Source organism: Streptomyces sp. NPDC028368 (assembly GCF_055565615.1).
This window is the reverse complement of record NZ_JBVHTY010000035.1, coordinates 1-24400: the sequence shown is the minus strand read 5'-3', so window position 1 is coordinate 24400 and position 24400 is coordinate 1. Positions and strand designations below refer to the sequence as shown.

22 protein-coding genes are annotated in these 24400 nt (G+C 70.2%); 6 read left to right on the top strand and 16 right to left on the bottom strand.

Translation table 11 applies throughout. The features are described 5' to 3' along the window. Nucleotides 1-111 precede the first annotated feature (111 nt). Together ACZ4S3_RS39815 and lysS are read right to left on the bottom strand one after the other, a co-directional pair. Entirely contained in the window at nucleotides 112-330 is a 219-nt protein-coding gene (locus tag ACZ4S3_RS39815) for a hypothetical protein (RefSeq protein ID WP_467943626.1), read from the bottom strand. Nucleotides 331-436: 106 nt separating this feature from the next. Continuing rightward, nucleotides 437-2161, bottom strand: coding sequence for a lysine--tRNA ligase (lysS, locus tag ACZ4S3_RS39810; protein ID WP_467943624.1), 1725 nt, complete (start codon nucleotides 2159-2161; stop codon nucleotides 437-439). A gap of 212 nt (nucleotides 2162-2373) precedes the next feature. Here lysS and argS point away from each other — a divergent pair, with 212 nt between their 5' ends. Both argS and bla read left to right on the top strand, forming a co-directional pair. After that, the gene (gene argS / locus ACZ4S3_RS39805; RefSeq protein ID WP_467943622.1) at nucleotides 2374-4149 is read left to right on the top strand and encodes an arginine--tRNA ligase; all 1776 of its coding nucleotides are present in this window, start codon (nucleotides 2374-2376) and stop codon (nucleotides 4147-4149) included. A 113-nt stretch (nucleotides 4150-4262) separates the two neighbouring features. Beyond that, nucleotides 4263-5207 carry a class A beta-lactamase gene (gene bla / locus ACZ4S3_RS39800; RefSeq protein WP_467943620.1) on the top strand — a complete coding sequence of 315 codons (945 nt, stop codon included), beginning with the start codon at nucleotides 4263-4265 and terminating at the stop codon, nucleotides 5205-5207. 34 nt (nucleotides 5208-5241) lie between these two features. On the opposite strand, the gene ACZ4S3_RS39795 is transcribed toward bla, so the two are convergent. The 6 genes from ACZ4S3_RS39795 to ACZ4S3_RS39770 all read right to left on the bottom strand — a co-directional run bounded on the left by ACZ4S3_RS39795 (nucleotide 5242) and on the right by ACZ4S3_RS39770 (nucleotide 13095). Then, the gene (locus tag ACZ4S3_RS39795) at nucleotides 5242-6858 is read right to left on the bottom strand and encodes a CocE/NonD family hydrolase (RefSeq protein WP_467943618.1); all 1617 of its coding nucleotides are present in this window, start codon (nucleotides 6856-6858) and stop codon (nucleotides 5242-5244) included. A gap of 118 nt (nucleotides 6859-6976) precedes the next feature. Further along, complete coding sequence (hemB, locus tag ACZ4S3_RS39790) at nucleotides 6977-7966, bottom strand: porphobilinogen synthase (protein ID WP_467943616.1); 990 nt, start codon at nucleotides 7964-7966, stop codon at nucleotides 6977-6979. A gap of 192 nt (nucleotides 7967-8158) precedes the next feature. Then, entirely contained in the window at nucleotides 8159-9817 is a 1659-nt protein-coding gene (locus ACZ4S3_RS39785; RefSeq protein WP_467943614.1) for a bifunctional uroporphyrinogen-III C-methyltransferase/uroporphyrinogen-III synthase, read from the bottom strand. After that, nucleotides 9814-10851 carry a hydroxymethylbilane synthase gene (gene hemC / locus ACZ4S3_RS39780; protein ID WP_467943612.1) on the bottom strand — a complete coding sequence of 346 codons (1038 nt, stop codon included), beginning with the start codon at nucleotides 10849-10851 and terminating at the stop codon, nucleotides 9814-9816. The genes ACZ4S3_RS39785 and hemC overlap by 4 nt, the downstream gene beginning before the upstream one ends. Continuing rightward, the gene (locus ACZ4S3_RS39775; protein WP_467943610.1) at nucleotides 10848-12221 is read right to left on the bottom strand and encodes a glutamyl-tRNA reductase; all 1374 of its coding nucleotides are present in this window, start codon (nucleotides 12219-12221) and stop codon (nucleotides 10848-10850) included. The genes hemC and ACZ4S3_RS39775 overlap by 4 nt, the downstream gene beginning before the upstream one ends. 100 nt (nucleotides 12222-12321) lie before the next feature. After that, the gene (locus ACZ4S3_RS39770) at nucleotides 12322-13095 is read right to left on the bottom strand and encodes a redox-sensing transcriptional repressor Rex (protein WP_467943608.1); all 774 of its coding nucleotides are present in this window, start codon (nucleotides 13093-13095) and stop codon (nucleotides 12322-12324) included. Nucleotides 13096-13427: 332 nt separating this feature from the next. Between ACZ4S3_RS39770 and ACZ4S3_RS39765 the strand changes: the two genes are divergently transcribed. From ACZ4S3_RS39765 to ACZ4S3_RS39750, 4 genes are all read left to right on the top strand, one after another. Then, complete coding sequence (locus ACZ4S3_RS39765) at nucleotides 13428-13706, top strand: glutaredoxin family protein (RefSeq protein ID WP_467943606.1); 279 nt, start codon at nucleotides 13428-13430, stop codon at nucleotides 13704-13706. Between the two features lie 112 nt (nucleotides 13707-13818). Then, entirely contained in the window at nucleotides 13819-14748 is a 930-nt protein-coding gene (locus ACZ4S3_RS39760) for an HAD family hydrolase (protein WP_467943604.1), read from the top strand. A 330-nt stretch (nucleotides 14749-15078) separates the two neighbouring features. Beyond that, a complete protein-coding gene (locus tag ACZ4S3_RS39755) occupies nucleotides 15079-15864 on the top strand; it encodes an ECF subfamily RNA polymerase sigma factor, BldN family (protein WP_467943602.1) in 786 nt (261 codons plus the stop codon). A 276-nt stretch (nucleotides 15865-16140) separates the two neighbouring features. Continuing rightward, entirely contained in the window at nucleotides 16141-17349 is a 1209-nt protein-coding gene (locus ACZ4S3_RS39750; RefSeq protein ID WP_467943601.1) for a DUF5667 domain-containing protein, read from the top strand. Nucleotides 17350-17410: 61 nt separating this feature from the next. Here the strand turns inward: ACZ4S3_RS39750 and ACZ4S3_RS39745 are convergent, their stop codons facing one another. The 8 genes from ACZ4S3_RS39745 to ACZ4S3_RS39710 all read right to left on the bottom strand — a co-directional run bounded on the left by ACZ4S3_RS39745 (nucleotide 17411) and on the right by ACZ4S3_RS39710 (nucleotide 24297). Then, the gene (locus ACZ4S3_RS39745; protein WP_467943599.1) at nucleotides 17411-18409 is read right to left on the bottom strand and encodes a lysophospholipid acyltransferase family protein; all 999 of its coding nucleotides are present in this window, start codon (nucleotides 18407-18409) and stop codon (nucleotides 17411-17413) included. A 14-nt stretch (nucleotides 18410-18423) separates the two neighbouring features. Then, nucleotides 18424-19473 (bottom strand): NAD-dependent epimerase/dehydratase family protein, encoded by a 1050-nt coding sequence (locus ACZ4S3_RS39740; RefSeq protein WP_467943597.1) that lies wholly within the window; start codon nucleotides 19471-19473, stop codon nucleotides 18424-18426. A gap of 204 nt (nucleotides 19474-19677) precedes the next feature. Continuing rightward, nucleotides 19678-19776, bottom strand: coding sequence for a 30S ribosomal protein bS22 (locus ACZ4S3_RS39735; RefSeq protein ID WP_003948845.1), 99 nt, complete (start codon nucleotides 19774-19776; stop codon nucleotides 19678-19680). 119 nt (nucleotides 19777-19895) lie between these two features. After that, on the bottom strand, nucleotides 19896-20105 hold the full coding sequence (locus ACZ4S3_RS39730; protein ID WP_014144137.1) for a helix-turn-helix domain-containing protein: 210 nt from the start codon (nucleotides 20103-20105) through the stop codon (nucleotides 19896-19898). A gap of 128 nt (nucleotides 20106-20233) precedes the next feature. After that, nucleotides 20234-21049: a phosphatase gene (locus tag ACZ4S3_RS39725; RefSeq protein ID WP_467943628.1), complete on the bottom strand. Its 816-nt coding sequence runs from the start codon at nucleotides 21047-21049 to the stop codon at nucleotides 20234-20236. A gap of 158 nt (nucleotides 21050-21207) precedes the next feature. Continuing rightward, nucleotides 21208-22383, bottom strand: coding sequence for an acetoin utilization protein AcuC (locus tag ACZ4S3_RS39720; protein WP_467943595.1), 1176 nt, complete (start codon nucleotides 22381-22383; stop codon nucleotides 21208-21210). Then, the gene (locus ACZ4S3_RS39715) at nucleotides 22352-23572 is read right to left on the bottom strand and encodes an MFS transporter (RefSeq protein ID WP_467943594.1); all 1221 of its coding nucleotides are present in this window, start codon (nucleotides 23570-23572) and stop codon (nucleotides 22352-22354) included. Before ACZ4S3_RS39715 ends, ACZ4S3_RS39720 begins: the two co-directional genes overlap by 32 nt. Nucleotides 23573-23646: 74 nt before the next feature. Further along, nucleotides 23647-24297, bottom strand: a complete 651-nt coding sequence (locus ACZ4S3_RS39710) for an HAD family hydrolase (RefSeq protein WP_467943592.1) — start codon at nucleotides 24295-24297, stop codon at nucleotides 23647-23649. Nucleotides 24298-24400: the final 103 nt, after the last annotated feature.

The following is a 24400-nucleotide window of genomic DNA, read 5'->3' as shown; positions in this document are numbered from 1 at the left end:
GAGCAACCCAGACCCTTCACCTGGACGAAAACAGCCGACGAAATCCTCGACAAAATCGCCGCCTACTGCCACCGAATCTCTGACTCAGGTCACTACGGCCTGTCCGGTGGATCAGGCGGCGGCCCCCGGCTCCACCCGCTTCTGCCTGCGCTTCTTGTCCATGTCGCCCCATACGGCGAGCGCCGCACCGGCCGCGAACAGGCCGAGGTGGGCCACCGCCGGCGGATCGAACCAGTGGGACAGCAGCCCCAAGTTCTTGTCGAAGAACACCTGGCCGATGAAGCCCACGGCCCCCTGGAGCAGGGCGATGAATCCGATGAATCCCCTCATACCCACAGCGTGACGGGTTCGGCCCCGGGGATCCTCGTCCCCGGGGCCGAACCCGTCGTCATCCCCAAGTCGCAGACCCGGAGTGGGCACTACGACTCAAAGGCGGTCACCCGCCGAGCAGCTTGCGCACCCGGTCGGCGCCCACGGCCAGCAGCAGGGTGGGCAGCCGCGGCCCGGTGTCCCGGCCGACCAGCAGGTTGTAGAGCAGCGCGAAGAACGCACGCTGGGCGACCTTGAGCTCCGGGGTCGGCTTGGCGTCCGGCTCCAGGCCCGCCTGGATCTTCGGCACGCCGTAGACCAGGGTGGTCAGGCCGTCCAGCGACCAGTGCTCGTCCAGCCCGTCGAGCAGCAGCCGCAGCGAGGCGCGGGACGGCTCGTCGAGAGTGGCAAGCAGCTCCTCGTCGGGCGCGTCGCGGACGATCGTGCGCTGCTCGGCCGGTACCTGGCTGGTGATCCAGTACTCGGCCTTGTCCAGCCGCGGCCGGACCTCGTCCAGGGACGTGACCGGGTTGCCGGGGTCCAGCTCGCTCAGGATGCGCAGCGTCTGCTCGTCGTGGCCGGCGGTGATGTCCGCGACGGACGCCAGGGTGCGGTACGGGAGCGGGCGCGGTGTCGTGGGCAGCCCGCCGGCGGCGGTGCCGATGGCGCGCTTGTACGCCGCCGCGTCGGCGGGCTGCACCGTGCCGTCCGCGACCTTGGAGGCCAGCTTGTCCCACTCGTCGTAGAGCCGCTGGATCTCCTGGTCGAAGGCGATCTTGAAGGACTGGTTGGGCTTGCGGCGGGCGTACAGCCAGCGCAGCAGCGGCGCCTCCATGATCTTCAGCGCGTCGCCCGGGGTGGGTACGCCCCCCTTGGACGAGGACATCTTGGCCATGCCGCTGATGCCGACGAAGGCGTACATGGGGCCGATGGGCTGGGCGCCGTCGAAGACCTCGCGGACGATCTGGCCGCCGACGACGAAGGACGAGCCGGGCGAGGAGTGGTCGACACCGGACGGCTCGAAGATCACGCCTTCGTACGCCCAGCGCATCGGCCAGTCGACCTTCCAGACCAGCTTGCCGCGGTGGAACTCGCTCAGCCGCACCGTCTCGCCGAAGCCGCACGCCGTGCAGGTGTAGGCCAGCTCGGTGGTCTCGTCGTCGTACGAGGTGACGGTGGTGAGGTCCTTCTCGCACTGCCCGCAGTAGGGCTTGTACGGGAAGTAGCCCGCCGAGCCGCTGCTGCCGTCGTCCTCGCCGGCCGCGCCGGAGCCCTCGGCGGCCTCCAGCTCGGCCTCGTCGACCGGCTTCTGCGACTTCTTGGCGGGGGCCTTCTTCGTGCGGTACTGGCCGAGGATCGCGTCGATCTGCCCACGGTGCTTCATCGCGTGCAGAACCTGCTCGCGGTAGACGCCCGAGGTGTACTGCTCGGTCTGGCTGATGCCGTCGTACTCGACGCCCAGCTCGTCGAGCGCCTCGGTCATGGCGGCCTTGAAGTGCTCCGCCCAGTTCGGGTACGCCGAGCCGGCCGGGGCCGGGACCGAGGTCAGCGGCTTGCCGATGTGCTCGGCCCAGGAGTCGTCGACGCCCGCGACGCCGGCCGGGACCTTGCGGTAGCGGTCGTAGTCGTCCCAGGAGATGAGGTGGCGGACCTCGTATCCGCGGCGCCGGACCTCGTCCGCGACCAGGTGCGGGGTCATGACCTCGCGGAGGTTGCCGAGGTGGATGGGGCCGGAGGGGCTGAGGCCCGAGGCGCAGACGACCGGTTTGCCGGGGGCGCGGCGCTCCGCCTCGGCAATGACCTCGTCCGCGAACCTGGAGACCCAGTCGGTCTCGGTGCTCTGCTGAGCCACGATCGGCCCTTCCTCTTCCTGGTGCTTTCCCGTTGCGCCCTGTTGCGCGTCCGACGCCGTCGTTCCCACGCCGCCGTCCGACGCACAAAAGCCTGACGGTGCCATTCTCCCAGACGTCGCCCGGACAGAAATTCAGTGGTACTGCCGTGGGATACTCACTGGCAAACCCTTTCCACCCCGCGACACCTCCTTCCGGAAGAGAGCTCCTCCCCATGGCCTCGGTCACTTCCCTCGCAGCTACGGTTCATCAGCGCGTCGCGGACGCCCTCTCGGCAGCCCTGCCGGAGGCCGGCGCCGCGGACCCGCTGCTGCGCCGAAGCGACCGGGCCGATTTCCAGGCCAACGGAATGCTGGCGCTGGCGAAGAAGCTCAAAGGCAATCCCCGGGAGCTGGCGGGCAAGGTCGTCGACGCCATCGGCGCGGACGGCGTCCTCAAGGAGATCGAGGTCTCCGGGCCCGGGTTCCTCAACATCACCATCGCGGACGAGGCGATCATCAAGACCCTCGCCGAGCGCGCCGCCGACGCCCGGCTGGGTGTGCCGTACGCCGCCGAGGCCGGGACGACCGTCATCGACTACGCCCAGCCGAACGTGGCGAAGGAGATGCACGTCGGGCATCTGCGGTCGGCGGTCATCGGCGCGGCGATGGTCGAGATCCTGGAATTCACCGGCGAGAAGGTCATCCGGCGGCACCACATCGGCGACTGGGGCACCCAGTTCGGCATGCTCATCCAGTACCTGATCGAGCACCCGCACGAGCTGGACCACAGGGACGGCACGGCCTCCGAGGTCTCCGGTGAGGAGGCCATGTCCAACCTCAACCGCCTCTACAAGGCCTCGCGCGCCCTGTTCGACTCCGACGAAGAGTTCAAGGAGCGGGCCCGGCACCGGGTCGTCGACCTCCAGGCGGGCGACGAGGAGACCCTCGCGCTGTGGCGGCGCTTCGTCGACGAGTCGAAGATCTACTTCTACTCGGTCTTCAACAAGCTCGACATGGAGATCCACGACGCCGATGTCGTCGGCGAGTCCGGCTACAACGACATGCTCGAGGAGACCTGCCGGCTGCTGGAGGAGTCCGGTGTCGCGGTGCGCTCCGAGGGCGCGCTGTGTGTGTTCTTCGAGGATGTGAAGGGCCCGGACGGCAACCCGGTCCCGCTGATCGTCAAGAAGTCCAACGGCGGCTACGGCTACGCCGCCACCGACCTCTCGGCGATCCGCGACCGGGTGCAGAGCCTCGGCGCGGACACCCTCCTCTACGTCGTGGACGCCCGCCAGTCCCTGCACTTCAAGATGGTCTTCGAGACCGCCCGCCGGGCCGGCTGGCTGAACGACAAGACGCACGCCGTCCAGCTCGCCTTCGGCACGGTCCTGGGCAAGGACGGCAAGCCGTTCAAGACCCGTGAGGGCGAGACGGTGCGGCTGGTGGATCTGCTGGACGAGGCGATGGAGCGGGCGACGGCCGTCGTGCGCGAGAAGGCGGAGAAGGTCGGGCTCTCCGAGCAGGAGATCGTCGAGAACGGTGCGCAGGTCGGCATCGGCGCGGTGAAGTACGCCGACCTGTCGACGTCGGCGTCGCGGGACTACAAGTTCGACCTGGACCAGATGGTGTCGCTCAACGGCGACACCTCCGTCTACCTCCAGTACGCGTACGCCCGTATCCAGTCGATCAAGCGCAAGGCCGGCGAGACCCGTCCCGCGGCCCACCCGGAGCTGGCGCTGGCCCCCGCGGAGCGGGCGCTGGGCCTGCACCTCGACCAGTTCGGCGAGGTGCTCGCGGAGGCCGCGGCGTCGTACGAGCCGCACCGGCTGGCCGCGTACCTCTACCAGCTGGCCTCGCACCTGACCTCGTTCTACGAGAAGTGCCAGGTGATCAGCGAGGACAACCCCATCGAGGTCTTCGAGAACCGTCTCTTCCTCGTCGACCTCACGGGCCGCACCCTCCACCAGGGCATGGCCCTGCTCGGCATCCGTACGCCCGAGCGGCTCTGAGCCCCGCCGCCGCGAAGGACCCGCTCGTCTGAGCTCCCTGGCACAACGGCCCCGTACAGCACAGCTGTTGTACGGGGCCGCTCCGTTTTCTCCAGGGAGGGGCCACCACAGCGATGGACAACAGCAGGAGGTCCGAGACGAGGGCCGTGCCGTCCCGGCGTGCCGTACTGGGCGCCGGGGCCGGCCTGTTAGCGGCCGGTTTCCCGGCCGTGGCCGCCGCGCCCGCCTCCGCGGCCACGCGCACCGCCGCCGAAGCGCCCGCCGCCGGCGGTCCGCACGCGGCCCTGCGCCGCCTGGAGCGTGCGCACCGGGCCCGGCTCGGCGCCTTCGCCCACAACGTCGCCACCGGGGCGACCGTCGCCTACCGGGCGCACACCCGCTTCCCCATCTGCTCGGTCTTCAAGACCCTCGCCGCAGCGGCCGTACTGCGCGATCTCGACCGGCACGGGGAGACTCTGGCGCGCCGCATCCGCTACACGGCCGCCGATCTGGTCGACAACTCGCCCGTGACACAGGATCACGTCGCGACCGGGATGACGATCGCCGAGCTGTGTGCCGCCGCCCTCCAGCGCAGCGACAACACGGCCGGCAACCTGCTGCTGCGCGAGCTCGGCGGCCCGGCGGGCATCACCGCTTTCGCCCGTTCCCTCGGCGACCGCACCACCCGCCTCGACCGCTGGGAGACGGAGCTGAATTCGGCCGAGCCCTGGCGGACGACGGACACCACCAGCCCCGCCGCCATCGGCCGCACCTACGCCCGGCTGCTGGTGGGCGACGCGCTGACGCCGTCCGACCGGGGCCGGCTGACGGGGTGGATGAAGGCCAACAAGACCAACACCGAACGCTTCCGGGCCGGGCTCCCCAAGGACTGGGCGATCGCCGACAAGACGGGCTCCGGTTCCTACGGCACCGGCAACGACGTGGGCGTCGCCTGGACCACGGACGGCACGCCGATCGTGCTGGCCGTCCTGACCCGCAAGGCGGAGCAGGCCGCGGCCTACGACAATCCGCTGGTCGCGCGGGCGGCGGCGGTGCTGGCCGAGGCGGTGGCGCTCTGAGCGGCGCGCCGACGGCGGCGGCCGGTCGTGGCCGTCAGCCGGTTGGCACGTCCAGATACGACGGCGTGGCCTTGGGTGAGCTGATCGTGAGGGTGCCGCCGGAACCGTTCGCGTCGCCGTAGAGCGGGTCCTTGGTGTCCACGGCCAGCATCAGGCGGTGGCCCTCCGGGACGTCGTACGCGGCGGCCTGGAGGGTGATGCCGGCGACGACGGGGCGGCCCGCCCGGCCGTCCAGGGACGTGAACGGCGCGTGCGTGATCAGGTGCGCCCTGTCGTCCGGGCCGACATCGAAGAGGTGGGCGATGAGGGTCGAGCGGGCCGTGGTGGACGTGTAGGTCAGCCGCAGCCTGGGGGCGCCGCGCAGCCGGGTGGTGGCTGCCACCGGCGCGCTGGTCCAAACGGCCGCGTTCTTACGGGAGATGCTGTCGGTCAGGTACGTCTTGGGGTGGCCGACCATTTCCTCGTAGCCGGTGACGAAAACGATGCCGCCCGCGACACCCGCCGCGGTGTCCTTGCCGGAGGCGAAGGGCATGCGCCAGCCGGTCGAAGGGGCGGGGCGGAGGCCGCCGTCCGTGCCCTTGCCGTCCGGCGCGGCCAGATTCAGCCGCTCGGTGCGCTCGGTGAACGCACCCCAGGTGGGCCGGGTCTCGCGCAGCCACGGCCAGTACTTCCACATCACCTGGCTGTTGACCTGGCCCTCGGTGTCGATGCCGTTGCGCTCGCCTTTGAGGAAACGGTCGAACCAGCGCCTGGCGTCATCGGTGATGTGGTTGGGCAGGCCGCCCAGGCCGGTCATCTCCGGGCCGGCGTGGTCCCCGATGGACAGGTCGATGCGCTTGGGGCCGGTGAGGCTCTTGAACGTCTTCAGTGACTGGTTGGGCGGGAAGAGGGTCTCGTGCCAGGCCTGGGCGTAAAGGACCGGTACCCGGCGCTTGTTGAGCTGCTCGATGTACGTCTGCGGGGAGCGTTCCTTCGCCCAGGCCAGCGCCCGGGGGATGTTGCGGTTGGCGAGGAGATCGTCGAATTCCTGGCGGGTGCGCGGGCTGAGCCGGGCAGTGCCCGCGAGGGTCCGCAGGGCCCGCACGGACGCGACATGGCGGGTGCGGTTCTCGTAGAACGCCTCGCCCAGGTCACCCCAGGTGCTCAGGGCGGCGACCGCGTCGACCCTGGTGTCGTGCGCGGCGATCAGCTGGCTGAGCCCGGAGCCGTACGACTCGCCGGTGAAGCCGACCTTGGTGGTACGGCCCGGGGCCTGCCCGATGAGATAGTCCAGCGCCCGGGAGCCGTCCTGGACGTCGGCCTCGCCGCCCGCCTCGACCGCGCCCTCCGAGGCGCCGAACCCGCGCGCGGAGTACGCGAGGACGTTGTAGCCGGCCAGCGCGTACTTGGTCGCCAGCACCGTGTAGGTGCGCCAGCCCACCGCCGTCCACGGGGACGGCATGACGATGGCGGGACGGGGCGTGGCGTCCTGGTGGATCCAGGTGGCGCCGTCCAGCTTGTCGCCATGGGCACCGGGGATCTTCACGTGCTGGAAGGGGGCCGCCACCGAAGGGGCCGACGGGCGGGGCCGGGCGAGCGCGGGGGTGGCCATGGATATGGCGAGCGCGGTGGCCGGAACCACCGCGCATCGGGCGAAGCGGGAACGTAACACGTCCGAAGTGCTCTTCTCTTTTGGGGGAGTTGAGGCGCAGATCACGACAGATCCGCTGCGTACGATCATGAATACGCGCCCCTCAACTCCCCCAAACGGCGGCCTCGGGCGAGATGGGTCACAGCCCCTGCGCGACCTCCGTCGCCCAGTAGGTCAGGATCATGTTCGCGCCGGCCCGCTTGATGCCGGTCAGCGTCTCCAGGATCGCCCTGTCCCGGTCGATCCAGCCCTTCTCGGCGGCCGCCTCGACCATCGCGTACTCACCGGAGATCTGGTACGCCGCGACCGGCACGTCCACCGCGTCCGCGATCTTCGCCAGCACGTCCAGATACGGCAGCGCCGGCTTGACCATGACCATGTCGGCGCCCTCCTCCAGGTCGAGCGCCAGCTCGCGCAGCGACTCACGGAGGTTGGCCGGGTCCTGCTGGTAGGTCTTGCGGTCGCCCTTGAGCGACGACCCGACGGCCTCGCGGAACGGACCGTAGAACGCGGACGAATACTTCGCGGTGTAGGCGAGGATCGACACGTCCTCGTGGCCGGTCTGGTCGAGCGCGTCGCGCGCCACCCCCACCTGGCCGTCCATCATGCCGCTCGGGCCGACCACATGGACGCCCGCGTCCGCCTGCACCTGCGCCATCTCGGCGTAGCGCTCCAGCGTCGCGTCGTTGTCGACCCGGCCCTCGGCGTCCAGCACGCCGCAGTGGCCGTGATCGGTGTACTCGTCCAGGCACAGGTCCGACATGATGACGAGATCGTCGCCGACCTCGGCCTTCACGTCCCGGATGGCGACCTGCAGGATGCCGTCCGGGTCCGTGCCCGCCGTACCGGCCGCGTCCTTCTTCGCATCCTCCGGCACGCCGAACAGCATGATCCCGGCAACCCCGGCCTCGACCGCCTCGACGGCCGCCTTGCGCAGGGTGTCGCGGGTGTGCTGGACGACACCCGGCATGGCGGAGATCGGTACCGGCTCGGTGATGCCCTCCCGCACGAACGCCGGGAGGATCAAGTCGGCCGGGTGCAGCCGGTGTTCGGCCACCATGCGCCGCATGGCGGGGGTGGTCCGCAGCCGTCGCGGCCGCGCGCCGGGAAAGGATCCGTACGTCGTCATACCACCCACGCTACGCCCGCCCCGCACCCGCCTTTGCCGACGCAGCGTCGGCCGCGCAGGCCGCCGGAACGGTACCGCCTGCCGGCCTCGACGCAGGCAGGGCAGGACGGCGACCACGCACAAGGGCGCCCCGGGACGGGACGCCCTTGTGCTGTGCCTACGCCGTGGCGCGGCTTCCGTTCCTGCCGCCGCTCAGCTACGGGCCCGCCGGCGCGAGCCGGGCCGCCGCTCGCTGGGCCGGGTGACCGGGTCGCCGGCCTCGAGCGCGGCATCGCGCCGCGCCGCCCCGAACTCGGCGAGCGCTTCGGCCAGCTTGTGCACCGACGGCTCGGGCGACATGACGTCCACGCGCAGCCCGTGCTCCTCGGCGGTCTTGGCGGTGGCCGGGCCGATACAGGCGATGACCGTCACGTTGTGCGGCTTACCCGCGATACCGACCAGGTTCCGCACGGTGCTCGACGACGTGAACAGCACGGCGTCGAAGCCGCCGCCCTTGATGGCTTCCCGCGTCTCGGCCGGCGGCGGCGAGGCGCGCACGGTCCGGTAGGCGGTGACGTCGTCGACCTCCCAGCCCAGCTCGATCAGCCCGGCCACCAGTGTCTCGGTGGCGATGTCGGCGCGCGGGAGGAAGACGCGGTCGATCGGGTCGAAGACCGGGTCGTAGGGCGGCCAGTCCTCCAGCAGGCCGGCGGCGGACTGCTCACCGCTCGGCACCAGGTCGGGCTTCACACCGAAGGCGACCAGCGCCTTGGCGGTCTGCTCGCCGACCGCGGCGACCTTGATCCCGGCGAACGCGCGGGCGTCCAGGCCGTACTCCTCGAACTTCTCCCGGACGGCCTTGACGGCGTTGACCGAGGTGAAGGCGATCCACTCGTAGCGGCCGGTGACCAGGCCCTTGACCGCGCGCTCCATCTGCTGCGGGGTGCGCGGCGGCTCGACGGCGATGGTCGGGACCTCGTGCGACACCGCGCCGTACGAGACGAGCTGGTCGGAGAGCGACGCGGCCTGCTCCTTCGTCCGCGGTACGAGCACCCGCCAGCCGAACAGCGGCTTGGACTCGAACCACGACAGCTGGTCGCGCTGCGCCGCGGCGCTCCGCTCACCGACCACGGCTATGACCGGCTGGCCGCCATCGGCCGAGGGCAGCACCTTGGCCGCCTTGAGCACCTGGGCGACGGACCCGAGGGTCGCGGTCCAGGTGCGCTGGCGGGTGGTGGTGCCGGCGACCGTGACGCTCAGCGGGGTGTCGGGCTTGCGGCCCGCGCTCACCAGCTCGCCGGCGGCCGCGGCCACCGAGTCCAGCGTGGTGGAGACGACGGCGGTGGCGTCGCTCGCGCCGAGCTCGGACCAGCAGCGGTCATCGGCGCTGCGCGCGTCGACGAACCGCACGTCCGTGCCCTGCGCGTCCCGCAGTGGCACACCCGCGTACGCGGGCACGCCGACCGCGGCGGCGATGCCGGGCACGACCTCGAAGACGATGCCCTCGGCGGCGCAGGCCAGCATCTCCTCGGCGACGTATCCGTCCAGGCCGGGGTCGCCGGCGACCGCACGGACGACCCGCTTGCCCGCGCGTGCGGCCGCCATGACAAGATTGGCGGTGTCCCGCAGGGCGGAAACACCCGGGGTGGCGACGGGGATTGACGCCTCGTCAGCCGTCGCCTGCAGTGGTGTGTCCACGTGTGCGCGGGCATGCACGCGCACGACGTCCAGCACCTGCGGGTCGGCAATCAGTACGTCCGCGGAGGCCAGCGCCTCCACAGCACGCAGCGTCAGCAGACCCGGGTCTCCCGGCCCGGCACCCAGGAAGGTGACCTGACCGGAGGCGGAGTGGTTAGGGGCGGTGGGGTTCAAAGTGCTCGCTCCCCCATAAGACCGGCCGCACCCTTTGCGAGCATCTCGGCGGCGAGTTCCCGGCCCATGGTGAGCCAGGTTGCATCGTCGCCAAGAGAGGCAGGTACGTGCCCGGTGGTGGACAACTGCACCATCGCGCTGCCGTCGGTCGTGCCGACGACACCGCGAAGGTGCATTTCGGTGACAGCCTGTTCGTCAGCCTTGGGGCCTCCCCTGCTCGAGCGAAGTCGAGAGCTTGGGGAAAGGTCGGCCAGCGCACCAACGGGTGCGGAGCAGCCGGCCTCCAGGGCAGCGAGCAGGGAACGCTCGGCGGTCACGGCGGCCCGGGTGTCCGGGTCGTCGAGCTCGGCAAGCTGGGCGACGAGGTCCACGTTGACCGCGGCGCACTCGATCGCCAGTGCCCCCTGGCCGGGGGCGGGCAAAACCACGTCGGGCGACAGCAACTGCGTCGCCTCATCTATGCGGCCGATCCGGGTGAGCCCGGCGGCGGCCAGTACGACCGCGTCCAGCTCGCCCTTTTCGACGAAACCGATACGGGTGTCGATGTTCCCGCGTATCGGCACGGTCTCCACGCGCCGGCCGAGCGCCCTGGCCCAGGCGCTGAGCTGCGCCATCCGCCGGGGGGAGCCGGTGCCGATGCGGGCAACGCGGTCCTCGTCGGCGGTCAGCTCTTCGAACGTGAGCCCGTCCCGGGCGATCAGCGCGTCACGGGGGTCTTCCCGTACGGGGATCGCGGCCAGGGTCAGGTTCTCGGGCTGCGTGGTGGGCAGGTCCTTGAGCGAGTGGACGGCGAAGTCGATGTCCCCGGCGAGCAGTGCGTCGCGCAGCGCGGAGACGAAGACGCCGGTACCGCCGATCTGCGCGAGGTGCTCGCGGGAGGTGTCGCCGTACGTGGTGATCTCCACCAGCTCGACGGGGCGGCCGGTCAGCTCGCGCACCGCCTCGGCGACGTGTCCGGACTGGGCCATCGCGAGCTTGCTGCGCCGCGTCCCCAGTCTCAGGGGCGTCAGAGCCCTTGTAGTGCTGTCGGTCATGATGTGCGCTCCCGTGCTGCATCGTGCCTGTCGGCGCGCGTGTCGGCCCGGCTCACGGCGGCAACCGTCTGCGGGTCGAGATCGAAGAGTTCGCGCAGCGCGTCCGCGTACCCGGCACCGCCGGGCTCGCTGGCGAGCTGCTTGACCCGCACGGTGGGCGCGTGCAGGAGTTTGTCGACGACGCGGCGCACGGTCTGGGTGATCTCGGCGCGCTGCTTGTCGTCAAGGTCGGGGAGGCGGCCGTCGAGCCGGGCGATCTCGCCGGCGACGACGTCCGCTGCCATGGTGCGCAGGGCGACCACGGTCGGGGTGATGTGCGCGGCCCGCTGGGCGGCGCCGAAGGCGGCGACCTCCTCGGAGACGATGCCGCGCACCTTGTCCACGTCGGCCGCCATGGGAGCGTCCGCGGACGCGTCGGCCAGGGACTCGATGTCGACGAGGTGCGCGCCCTCGATCCGGTGGACCGCGGCGTCGATGTCGCGGGGCATCGCGAGGTCGAGCAGCGCCAGAGCGCCACTGCGGTCCGTCATCGCGGCGGCGACGGCCTCGGCGCCCAGCACCAGTCCGGCCGCCCCGGTACAGGAGACGACCACATCGGCCTGCGCCAGCTCCGCCCCGACGGCGTCCATCGCTACGGCGCGGGCGCGCAGCCCGTTCGCCGCACCCGGGCCACCGGGCTCGGTGAGGATCTGCACGAGCCGCTCGGCGCGCTCCACCGTACGGTTGGCGACCGCCAGTTCGGCCACGCCGGCCCGTACGAGGGTGGTCGCGGCCAGCGAGGACATCGAGCCCGCGCCGATCACCAGCGCCCGCTTGCCATCGGCCCACTTCTCGACGTCGGCGCCGCCCGCGAGCTGCTCCAGGCCGAAGGTGACCAGCGACTGGCCCGCCTTGTCGATGCCGGTCTCACTGTGGGCGCGCTTGCCCACCCGCAGCGCCTGCTGGAAGAGGTCGTTCAGCAGCCGGCCCGCGGTGTGCTGCTCCTGGGCGACGGCGAGCGCGTCCTTGATCTGGCCGAGGATCTGGCCCTCGCCGACGACCATCGAGTCCAGGCCGCAGGCCACCGAGAAGAGGTGGTGGACGGCGCGGTCCTCGTAGTGGACGTAGAGATAAGGGGTGAGCTCCTCCAGGGCGGCGCCGCCGTGGCGGGCCAGGAGGGTGGACAGCTCGGCGACACCGGCGTGGAACTTGTCCACGTCGGCGTAGAGCTCGATGCGGTTGCAGGTGGAGAGCACCGCGGACTCGGTGGCCGGCTCGGCCGACACCGCGTCCTGCAGCAGCTTGCCGCGCGCCTCGGGCGCGAGCGCGGCCCGCTCCAGCACGCTCACCGGCGCGCTGCGATGGCTCAGTCCGACGACGAGAAGGCTCATGCTTGCACCTCGCTTCGCGAGGCACAGCCTGCGCCCGTGACGCACCTTTCGATGATTCTCCCCCAGTCTCCGACCGGGGGGACCCCCATGCTGCGCTCGCTCATGCCGGCATCACGGCGGGTACATCCCCGTCAGGTCCCTTACGGTCGGCCGCGGCGGCGGCCGCGGCACGGGCCACCGGCGCCGGCGCGTCGCTCTCCTGGCCGGATTCCTCGCCCGCCTTGCGCTGCTCGTGGAAGGCGAGGATCTGCAGCTCTATGGACAGGTCGACCTTGCGTACGTCCACCCCGTCCGGGACGGTCAGTACGGTCGGCGCAAAGTTGAGGATCGAGGTGACACCGGCGGCGACCAGGCGGTCACAGACCTGCTGGGCCGCGCCCGCCGGCGTCGCGATGACGCCGATCGAGACGCCGTTGCTCTCGATGATGTGCTCCAGCTCGTCGGTGTGCTGGACCGCGATGCCCGCGACGGGCTTGCCGGCCATGGCCGGGTCGGCGTCGATCAGCGCCGCGACGCGGAAGCCGCGGGAGGCGAAGCCGCCGTAGTTGGCGAGGGCGGCGCCGAGGTTACCGATACCGACGATGACAACGGGCCAGTCCTGGGTCAGGCCGAGCTCGCGCGAGATCTGGTAGACGAGGTACTCCACGTCGTAGCCGACGCCACGGGTCCCGTAGGAGCCGAGGTAGGAGAAGTCCTTGCGCAGCTTGGCGGAATTGACCCCCGCCGCGGCCGCGAGCTCCTCGGAGGAGACCGTGGGTACCGAGCGCTCGGAGAGCGCGGTCAGTGCACGCAGATACAGCGGAAGCCGGGCGACGGTGGCCTCGGGAATGCCTCGGCTTCGGGTCGCCGGTCGGTGAGTTCGGCCAGTTGCCACGGTGCTCCTGCGGGTAGAGCGGGGCTGCGGGCGCCGGCGTGGAACCCGACCGCCCTGTCTCTCGCAGGCTATGCCTTTGTGAACGCGTGCACAAAGATGGTGTCCGCTTTGTCCGCCCAAAGTGACCGGGGTCACGCGGCTTTTCAAGGTGTCCGCGGAACCAACTCCCACGTCACACCGTTCACTCGCTTCCCACTGGTATCGCGGGAGCGCCGACGGGAGCACGAGCCCTCACCCCTTGCCGCTATGCCCCCGGAAACCTACAAATCGCCCACCGATGGTAATCGAACCGGCGCCCCCTGAGCACCGCCCCGACCCGGCACAATGACTCCATGGCCCCTTTGTTCAGCCGCAGCCCCCGCAAGAACCCCGCCGATGCGATGGTCACTCTCATCGGGAAGCCGGGCTGCCATCTGTGCGACGACGCCCAGGCCGTGATCGAGAAGGTCTGCGCCGAGACGGGCGCGTCGTGGGAGAAGAAAGACATCACCGAGGACGCCGAGCTGCACCGCAAGTACTGGGAGCAGATCCCGGTCGTCCTGGTGGACGGCGCACAGCACGATTTCTGGCGCGTGGACCCCAAGCGGCTGCGTACGGCACTGGGCGCCTGAAAGGCCCGCGGACGGCCGTACGCCCCGGCATTGCGCAACCTTTTCCCGCCCCAGGGCTCCCGGACACGCGCCCGTAACCAGTCGCACCGAACAAACTGGCTACGCTACCGTCATGGCGCCCGCTCCCCAATGGTTCACCCGCCGCAGGCGACCCGCCACGGCACGCAGCGTGCTGGCCGGCGAGGCCGCGGCCGAGGCTGCCCGCAAGTCCTCCCAGGAAGCCCCCGAGCCCGAGGTGGCCCCGGAGGAACCCGAGTTCCCGGTCGCCGGGGACGAGGCCGCCGCCGCCTTCTTCGACCTCGACAACACCGTCATGCAGGGCGCGGCCCTCTTCCACTTCGGCCGCGGCCTCTACAAACGGCACTTCTTCCACAAGCGCGATCTGGCCCGCTTCGCCTGGCAGCAGATCTACTTCCGGCTGGCCGGCTCGGAGAACCCCGAGCACATGGCGGACGTCCGCAACAGCGCGCTGTCCATCGTGCAGGGCCACCGCGTCGCCGAGTTGATGTCCATCGGCGAGGAGATCTACGACGAGTACATGGCCGAGCGCGTCTGGCCCGGCACCCGCGCGCTCGCCCAGGCCCACCTCGACGCCGGCCAGAAGGTCTGGCTGGTGACCGCGGCCCCCGTGGAGACCGCGACGATCATCGCCCGCCGGCTCGGCCTGACCGGCGCCCTGGGCACGGTCGCCGAGTCCGTCGGCGGCGTCTACACGGGCAAGTTGGTGGGCGAACCGCTGCACGGCCCGGCCAAGGCCGAGGCGGTACGTGCCCTCGCGGCCGCCGAGGGCCTGGACCTGTCGCACTGCGCCGCCTACAGCGACTCGGCCAACGACATCCCGATGCTCTCGCTCGTCGGGCACCCGTACGCGATCAATCCCGACAGCCGACTGCGCAAGCACGCCCGGGAACAGGGCTGGCGGCTGCGCGACTACCGAACGGGCCGCAAGGCGGTCAAGATCGGCATCCCGGCCGCCGCCGGGGTCGGCGCCCTCGCGGGCGGCGCCGCGGCCGCGGTCGCGCTCCAGCGCCGCCGCCGCTGACCAGGGTTGATCACCCGACGGCACGGCCGACCATCCCCACTGCCTACCCCCACCGCCGCCCCGTCAGTCCCGTTGCTGGCGGTCAACCACAACACGCCCTCCAACCAGGCAGATTCCGTCGCCTTCCGATCAATAGTTGCTCAATATTCGATACTTGATCTGCCACCAACCCGGCACGGACCGTAAGTAATCGATGATTTGAGCAACTGGGTGTAGCGCTGCCTGTACGAAGCGTTATTCTCCTCAGACGCAATCCGGAACCCACACGTCCCTACGACGAGTGAACGGTCCCGCACTGCACGTGATGGAAGCTCTGCCTCTGGGAGTCCCGTGTACCCACACGTCGGGGTTGACGCCTCGGGCCTGGCTACGCTGCGTACGACGCTTGTCGACCACCTGCGCAGTTTTGTCCCCACCGCGTACGCCGTCCCCGCATTCGCCTCAGCCGTCCCCGCTGCCGGCCCCTGCTACGCCCTGGCCGACGGGAGCGCCACGGTCGGCAAGGCCGCCGGCAGAACCCGCCGTTCCGGCACCGGCACGACCACCGCCCGTCGCCCCGCCGACAGCGACAGCCGTCGCATGATGGACCTCGTCGAACGCGCCCAGGCCGGCGAGGCCGACGCCTTCGGCCGCCTCTACGACCAGTACGCCGACACGGTCTACCGCTACATCTACTACCGCGTGGGAGGCCGGGCCACGGCCGAGGACCTCACCAGCGAGACCTTTCTGCGCGCGCTGCGCCGTATCGGCACCTTCACCTGGCAGGGCCGTGACTTCGGCGCCTGGCTGGTGACCATCGCCCGCAACCTCGTCGCCGACCACTTCAAGTCCTCCCGCTTCCGCCTGGAAGTCACCACCGGAGAGATGCTCGACGCCAACGAAGTCGAGCGCAGCCCCGAGGACTCGGTCCTCGAATCCCTCTCCAACGCCGCCCTGTTGGAGGCGGTCCGCAAGCTCAACCCCCAACAGCAGGAATGCGTCACCCTGCGCTTCCTGCAGGGCCTCTCGGTCGCCGAGACCGCCCGCGTCATGGGCAAGAACGAGGGCGCGATCAAGACCCTCCAGTACCGGGCCGTCCGCACCCTGGCGCGGCTCCTCCCCGAAGACGCCCGCTGACCCGCCCCCTCCCCGCCGATTCCACCAACACCTCCATGCCGTACGGCACTTACCCTTGGTGACCACTCATGTCCGGTCGGTCAGATCATCGTGAGTGCGTAACCCGAGTGCCGCGTCGCTCGTTGTGCGGACTGCAGGCTCCATGCGGTCACGCCATGCCCGCCGCTTCTCACTCTTTCGAGTGGTCGCGAGGCACGGCGTGCAACCGTCCGGTCCGTCTGGACAGTCAAAGCCAGTCCGGGGAGTCGAGCGGGATGATGAGAGGAGGTGCCGCAGGTGATCGCGAATGTCGCGGCGCACCGGCGGGCCAACGCCTTCGCCCAGGCTCTGGAGGAGCAGGTCCTCCAGGGCACGGCGGCCGAGGACCAGGTCGACAGTCCGGCGCAGGCGCCGGAAGAAGCACGGCTATTGGCGGTCGCCGACGGCCTCGGGGAACTCCCGAAGCCGGAGATGGCTGCCGAGGTCAAGACTGTCCAGCGCGCCCAGCTGATCGCCGCGATGGAGGCCGCCTTCGCCGAAGGCACCCCATCCGGCGACGCCCGGGTGCCCGAGCAGCGCACACCCAAAGGCGCGCACCGCGCCGCGAAATCTCTCGGCCGACTGCGCCCCCGCTCCCGCCTCTCCAAGGGGCTGGCCGCGGGCGGCCTGACGGTCGGCGTCGCCGCCGGGGCGTTCAGCGGCGTCGCCGCGGCCAGCTCCGAGGCCCTCCCCGGCGACTCCCTCTACGGCCTCAAACGGGGCATGGAGGACCTCAAGCTCGGCATGGCCGGCGACGACTCCGACCGCGGGCGGCTCTATCTCGACCAGGCCGCCACCCGCATGCTGGAGGCCCGTCGCTTGATGGAGCGAGGCCGGATCGCCGACCTCGACCATGAATCACTCGGCGAGGTCCGTAAGGCACTGGCCGGCGTCACGCATGACGCGGGCGAGGGCCACCGCCTGCTGCACGAGGCATACCAACGCGATGGCTCGCTCGGCCCCATCCAGGCGCTGAACTCCTTCACCAAGTCCCATCGCGGCACCTGGTCGCAGCTGCGCGACCGGCTCCCCGTACAGCTCATGGACGTCCGCGACAAGGTCAGTTCGGTCTTCGACGCCATAGACGAAGAGGTCGGTCCGCTCCGCTCGCTGCTGCCGCAGCCTCCGGACGGCAAGCGCCCCCGCCACGGCGCGTCCACCGGTCCGGGCTCCGATTCCGCGCCCGGCGGCCGGGCCGCGCAGTCCGGCCCCGAGCCGTCCTCCGGGCACCACGGCGGCGGTTCGCACGCGCCCCGCCCGTCGGCCTCACCGTCCCAGGACGACGGCCTGCTCGGCGGCAATACGGGCGGCCTGCTCGGCCCGCCCGCCAAGGGCGGCAGCCCCAGCCCGCACACCGGTCACCGCCAAGGCCACCGCACACCCGGCCACCCCGATGTGACCCTCCCGCCGCTGCTGCCGGGACTGCTGCCCGGCCTGGGCATCGACGGCGAGGACCTGCCGAAATAACCGGGCGCAGGTAAAACGCACCTCACCGGCCACGACGCTCGGTGTTCTTCCGGTCCTTCCCTCAGAAGAACACCGAGCGTCGCTGCACGAGCAGCTTGTAGAGGGTGTGCTGAATCGTTTCGCGTACCTGATCGGTCAGGTTGAACATCAGCATCGGATCGTCCGCCGCCTCCGGCGGATAGCCCTCCGTGGAGATCGGCTCCCCGAACTGGATCGTCCACTTCGTCGGCAGCGGCACCGCCCCCAGCGGCCCCAGCCACGGGAAGGTCGGCGTGACGGGGAAATACGGCAGCCCCAGCACACGGGCCAGCGTCTTGGAGTTCCCGATCATCGGGTAGATCTCCTCCGCGCCCACGATGGAGCACGGCACGATCGGCACCCCGGCCTTCAGCGCCGTCGAGACGAACCCGCCCCGCCCGAACCGCTGCAGCTTGTAGCGGTCCGCGAAGGGCTTGCCGATGCCCTTGAAGCCCTCCGGCATCACCCCGACGACCTCACCGCGCTCCAGCAGCCGCTGCGCGTCCTCCGCGCACGCCAGGGTGTGCCCGGCCTTCCGCGCCAGCTCGTTTATCACCGGCAGTACGAACACCAAATCGGCCGCCAGCAGCCGCAGATGGCGCTCGGCCGGATGGTTGTCGTGCACCGCGACCTGCAGCATCAGGCCGTCCAGCGGCAGCGTCCCGGAGTGATTGGCGACGATCAGCGCCCCGCCGTCGGACGGGATGTTCTCGACGCCCTTCACCTCGACCCGGAAGTACTTCTCGTAGAAGGGCCGCAGCAACGACATCAGGACCTGGTCGGTCAGCTCCTCGTCGTAGCCGAAGTCATCGACCTCGTAGTCGCCGGTGATCCGCCGGCGCAGGAAGGCCAGCCCGCCCGCGATCCGCTCGTCGAGGGACCGCCCGGCGCTCGGCCGTCGCCGCGCCTCCGCCTCCTCGGGCTCGCTGCGCGCCTCCGGTACGGGCGCCAGCGCCGCACCGTGCCCCGCGCGCTCGGCCCGCCTGGCCTTTCTGCGCGCCCGAGGCTCCTCGCCGAAGGGAATGACCTTGGCGTCCGCCATCGTGGGTGAACTCCTCACTGGGTCGGGCCACAGCGTGCGGTCAGCACGCCGGCGAGACGGTCGACGGTACGGGCGAGGGACTCGGGCGGCAGCAGCCCGGGTCCGCGGCTGCGGGCGAATTCCGCGAAGGTCTCCGCCGTCGTGTACTGCGGGTGGAACCCAAGTGTCTCGCGCATCTGTGTCGTCTCAACGACTCTGCCGTGCGTCAGCATCCGGATCTGTTCCGGCGAAAAGTCCGTGATGCCGATGGCTCGCAGCGCCGTACCGGCCCACGTCACGGTCGGCAGAAACAGCGGCAGCGTGGGCCGCCCCAGCCGCCGGGAGGTCTGCGAGAGCAGCAGCACACCGTCCCCGGCGATATTGAACGTACCGCTGTTGAGCGTGCCGCGGCGCGGCGCGGCGGCGGCGATCCGCAGCACTTCGATGGCGTCGTCCTCGTGGACGAACTGCAGCCGCGGGTCGTAGCCGAGCACCGTCGGCCAGACGGGCAGCGAGAAGTACTCGGCGAGCGGCGAGTCCGCACACGGCCCGAGGATGTTGGCGAAGCGCAGTACGCACACCGCCACATCGGGCCGCCGCCGGGCGAAGCCCCGTACATACCCCTCGACCTCGACGACGTCCTTGGCGAAGCCGCCGCTGGGCAGCGACTTGGGCGGGGTGGTCTCGGTGAAGACGGCCGGGTCCTTCGGCGCGGAACCGTAGACACTGGCGCTGGATTTGATGACCAGGCGCTGCACGTTCGGGGCCTTCTGGCAGGCGCCGAGGAGCTGCATGGTCCCGATGACGTTGGTTTCCTTGACCGCGGTGCGGCCGCCGCGGCTGCCCAGGGGCGTGCCGTTGATGTCCATATGGACGACGGTGTCGACGCCCGTCTCGGCCAGGACTCTGGCGATCGTCGGATGCCGGATATCGGCCCGCAGGAATTCGGCACCGCCCAGATGGTGATCCGGCGGCACGGCGTCTACCCCGATCACCCGGTCGACGTCCGGATCCCGCTGGATACGACGGACGAACCGGCCCCCCAGCTGCCGCGCGACTCCCGTGACGAGCACGACCTTGCCCAAGATCAGCCCTTCCTTCCCACCCTCGGCCTCCGCCTGAGTCGAGCTGTGTACGCCACGCTATCGGGTCGTTGTTGCACGGTGATGACCGCAGGATGCCCCGCGCCGCATTTCGTCCCCAAGCCCCGCCCATACGGCCCACAACGCACCGCGGCCCCCCGCCACACCAAGGTGACAGGGGGCCGCGAAATCGCGAATCAGCGTCGCTTACTTCTTGTTACGACGCTGAACGCGGGTGCGCTTGAGCAGCTTGCGGTGCTTCTTCTTGGCCATCCGCTTGCGCCGCTTCTTGATAACAGAGCCCACGACTACCCTCGCTCACTTCGAATCACTCGGTGCGGGGCGTCCGAGCCCACACTACCTACATCGGGCCAGCCTACCCGGCGCCGGGCGTACGGCGTAATCCGAGGGTCCGAGGGGGCTCCTCAGGCCGATTCCACCCCCACATAGGACTCACGGAGGTAGTCGTGAACCGCCTGCTCCGGAACCCGGAAAGACCTCCCCACCCGGATCGCGGGCAGATGACCACTGTGCACCAAGCGGTACACGGTCATCTTCGACACTCGCATCACCGTGGCGACTTCCGCCACGGTCAGAAACACGACCTCGTTCAGAGGCCTCTGGTCTGCAGCCATGCCACACCTGCACCTTCCGCATAAGACGGTCACCGGCTTCCCCTCCGGTGACTCTTCGTCGCTATGCGCTCACTCCCCAGATTAGGGGCGGGTGATGCGAGTGGGGAAGAGGAGCAGCGAACAGCCGCCTACTGTGACAGACACGCCCGATTGAGTACATAGCGCGTCAGGGGCCGGTAGTGGGCGGACCGTACGGCGTCATCGAGCGGCACCACCACGGACACCCGTCCCTCGGCCTGCCCGACGAACAGCGCGGGGTCGTCCGTATCCGCCAGCCCGATCGCCTCGATGCCCAGCTGACCTGCCCCGCAGACCCATCCGTGGTCCCCGATCACCAGCCCCGGCAGCGGCCCGCCGGAGTCCGTCGCGACGGCCAGAGCGGTACGCACCGGGAGCGGCGAATGGGTGTGCACGCCCCCCGTACCGGGTGCTCCCCGCGCGCCCGCCTCGCGCATCAGCGCGACTCCCCGTACGTAATCGAGCGAGCGGGTACGTACTCCGAACCTGGTCGCTATGTCGACACGACAGCCATACGCGGGGGTGAGGACGGGGCAGCCCGCCGACGAGAGAGCGTCTGCGAGGGCGGCGTAGAACTCCAGCAAGCAGTGCGGATGGCCGGTGCCGAGCAGCACCGGCTCCCGGCGGTCGGCCGCCTCACCGATCCGCTCGGCAAACCCGTCCAGCGCCGCGATCGTACGATCAGGATCGATCACATCGGGGCCAGAAGTATGCGCGAGATCGACCGAAACTCCGCACTTCTGCCCCATCACTCGCAGAACTTCACCCACCGGCCAATCATGTTCGGGATCGAGCCCCAGTAAGGCCCGAGGATCACGCGCCGAGAAGAGCCGATACCGTCCCAGACTCTTCTCGCGCATGGTCGCGATCGTCCCCGCGAGCCGCGCCTCGATCAGGTGCGCCCGCAGCTCACCGGTGCCCAACACACCCAACATGCTCATCCGTTGACCGCCTGCCGGATTCCCGAACCGACCGGTAGTCACACATCCGTGGGGCACGGGGGCGAGTACGGACGCATACCGACGCCTGAGGCGGTATCAGCGCGGCTATAACGCCGTTACAGGGCCTCCGGGTTGTCACCTCGTCACGGCAGCAGCCCGTGCGCGGGAAACACCGCCCGGCGGGTCGCCAGCACCGCCTGGTCCAGCCGGTCCGCAGGGTCGTAGCCGCTGTCGGCGAAGTCCCGCCAGTGCGGCGTCCGGCCGTCCGTCATCCGCTGCGGCGCCAACTGCCGCGTCCGGCGGAACACTTCGTGCCGCCACGCCTCCGGCACCATCGAGGCCGGATCGATCGGCCGGCCCGCCGCGATCGCCGTCAGGTGCGTCCAGGTGCGCGGCACCACGTCCACCACCGCATAGCCGCCGCCACCGAGCGCGACCCACCGGCCCTCCGCGTGCTCATGCGCCAGCGCGTGCATGGACTCCGCCACCGCCCGCTGCGCGTCCACACTCACCGCCAGATGCGCCAGCGGGTCCTCGAAGTGGGTGTCCGCACCGTGCTGCGTCACGAGCACCTGCGGCCGGAACGCGCCCAGCAGCTCGGGGACCACGGCGTGAAAGGCCCGCAGCCACCCCTCGTCCCCGGTCCCGGCCGGCAGCGCCACATTGACCGCACTGCCCTCCGCGCCCGCACCGCCGGTCTCCTCCGGCCAGCCGGTCTGCGGAAAGAGCGTCCGCGGATGCTCGTGCAGCGAGATCGTCAGTACCCGCGGGTCCTCCCAGAACGCCGCCTGCACCCCGTCCCCGTGATGCACATCCATATCCACATACGCCACCCGCTCGGCGCCCAGCTCCAGCAGCCGGGCGATCGCCAGCGCCGCGTCGTTGTAGATACAGAACCCGGACGCGCCCCCCGGCATCGCATGATGCAGCCCGCCGGCGAAGTTCACCGCGTGCTGCACATCCCCGCGCCAGACGGCCTCCGCCGCCCCGACCGACTGCCCGGCGATCAGCGCCGACGCCTCATGGATCCCCGCGAACGCCGGGTCGTCCTCGGTCCCGAGCCCGTACGAGATATCCGCCGAAGCCGGGTCGGCCGAGGCTCTGCGCACCGCCTGGATGTAGTCCTCGCGATGCACCAGCCGCAACGTGGAGTCCCCGGCAGGCTTGGCCGCGACCACCTCCAGGGGCCCACGGTCGAGCTCGTACGCCTCCACCAGTCGCATGGTCAGCGCAAGCCTGACCGGGTCCATCGGATGACCGGGCCCGAAGTCATAGCCCGTTACTGCCTCATCCCACATCAGCTGTGCGCGGCCGCTCATATCCGTCACCGTATAGGGCCTCCGGCGACCCGAACGAGCGGGCGTACACCAAGGTCACCAGTACGAGCACCATGGGCACGAGCATCGCCCAGCGATAGCTCCAGGCGTCGCCCAGCGCCCCTACCAACGGAGAACCGATCAAAAACCCCACATAGTTGAAAATGTTCAGCCGCGCGATGGCCGTATCCGACGCGTACCTTCCCGCCGCCGCGAACGTCTGCGGCACGATCACGCACAGCCCGAGCCCCAGCAGCGTGAACCCCGCCATCCCCGTCCATGCCCCCGGCGCCGCCGCCACCACGGCAAACCCCCCGGCCGCGACCACCGTCCCGGTCCGCACCACCGCAACGGCCCCGAACCGCCGTACCCCCAGGTCCCCGACGGCCCGCCCGAGCAGCGTGGTGACCATATAGACGTTGTACGGAACGGTCGCCAGCTGCTCCGAGCTCCCCAGCACGTCCTGCAGATACTTGGCGCTCCAATTCGACACGGTCGAATCCCCGATATACGCAAACGCCATCACCAGACACAGCGGCAACAGCAGCCGCATCGCGACGGGAGCCGCCTTCGCCACCCCGCCGGCCGCCGCCCCTCCTCCAGCGGGCTCCTCCGCCCCGGCGTCCACAAACCACCGGCCCACCACCAGCGCCAATGGCACCAGCACCAGCACCACCGGCCCGTACAGCACCGCAAGCGACAGATGCCAGTGCGCCCCGGCCCACGCCAGCGACGCCCCCACGATGCCACCCAGGCTGTACGCGGCGTGAAAGCCGAGCATGATGCTCCGCCCGTACGCCCGCTGGAGACTGACCCCGAGCATGTTCATGGAGGCATCCAGCGCCCCCACCGACAGCCCGAACGCCGCCAGCGCGACCGCCACCTGTGTCATCGACCCGACCGACCCGACGGCCAGCAGTGCCAGACACACCACCGGCTGCACACACCGCAGCACCCGGCCCGGCCGCACCCGCTTCACCAGATGCTCGGTGCCGACGCTGCCGACCCCGGCCAGCACCGGCACCGCGGCCAGGAAGACCGGCAGCAGAGCGTCCGAGATCCCGTAGCGGTCCTGTATCGCCGGTATTCGCGTCACCAGAAGAGCGAAAACCGCCCCCTGGATGAAGAAGCTGAGGGCGAGCGAGACCCGGCCGTGTCGCAGCCGCGCTCCTGGTACCAGTGGGGCCGTCATGGCCGCACAGCCTAGGACGCCCCGCTACTGATGGGTAGATGGATCACTCCATCAATTCCCCCGCCCGGCGACGCCTACTGCAGCAGGCCCGGCAGCTCCGCCATATCGGCGAACAGGGCTGTCGCCCCGGCCTCGGCCAACCTCTCCGCCGACGTCATCGCGGTGAACCCGTAGACGTCCATCCCCGCAGCAACCGCCGCCCGCACCCCGAGCACGCTGTCCTCAACAACCGCACACCGCTCAGGAACAACCCCCATCACCCGCGCCGCATGCAGAAACAGATCGGGCGCCGGCTTCCCCCGCCCCACATCCTGCGACGAGAAAATGCGCTCCTCCCCGAACCGCTCGTACAGCCCGGTCTTCTTCAGCGCCACCCGAATCCGCTCATGGCTCCCCGACGACCCGACGCAGTACGGCACACCCTCCGCGGCCAGCTTCTCCACCACTTCGGCAACCCCCGCCACCGGCTCCAACTGCCGCCGGAACGCCTCGAAAACCCGCCCGTGGAACATCGCATCAAAGTCCGCCGGCAGCCGCTCCCCCGAACGGTCCAGCACCACCTCATGGATACGGTGCATCGCCGAGCCCATGTAATCCCGAAGCGATTCCTGGTACGTCGTGGGGTGACCCAGTTCCGTAAGGTACTCGGCAAGGATCCGATTCGAGATCGGTTCGCTGTCCACAAGGACACCATCATTATCGAAAATGACCAGGTCGTAGCGCATACCCCCGAGCGTACTGACCCCGTAAACGCAGAAAAGCCCCGCACCATAAGGTGCGGGGCTTCCCACAAAGATTGTTCGGCGGCGTCCTACTCTCCCACAGGGT